At 33.3% G+C, this 594-nt stretch carries 1 protein-coding gene; it reads right to left on the reverse strand.

The features are described 5' to 3' along the window. A partial coding sequence (locus RH99_RS18065) for an SDR family oxidoreductase (protein WP_010241859.1) occupies positions 1-594 on the reverse strand: 594 nt, incomplete at its 5' end.

Here is a 594-nt window from a genome sequence, read left to right on the forward strand (position 1 = left end):
TTAGCCTCTAGTTTTACCACCTGCTACATTATAAGTTACTCCATGAACATAACTTGCTCTATCAGAAGCAATGTAACAAACTAAATCTGCAACTTCAGTTAATTTTCCTGATCTTCCAAGTGGTGTAGTTGATGTTTTACTATATCCTGCTCTCAAATCATCTACTGTAATACTACGTGTATAAGCTAGTGCTGTTTCATATTCTATTGTTCTAAGTCCTGTTGCTTCAAGAATTCCTGGTGCTATTCCAACAACTCTTATTCCCTTTTTACCTAATTCCTTTGCCCAGGATCTAGTAAATGAATTTACTGCATTCTTTGTTGCTGCATAAATGCTTTGTCCTTCTGAACCTTCTAGTCCACTTTCTGAAGACATATTTATTATTACTCCTGAACCTTCTTTAACCATATCTCTAGCTACTGCTTGAGTACAGAAAAATACTCCTTTTTGATTAACGTTTACAATCTTATCAAAAATAGCTTCACTCAATTCATATTTTCCATGAGGTTCTTTATCATCTACTAATAATCTTGGAATATTAATTCCAGCATTATTTACTAGAATATCGACTTTACCAAATTTCTCTTTAGCCTT

Origin of the sequence: Clostridium arbusti SL206 (assembly GCF_000246895.1) — a bacterium.
Classification (GTDB): Bacteria; Bacillota; Clostridia; order Clostridiales; family Clostridiaceae; genus Clostridium_I; species Clostridium_I arbusti.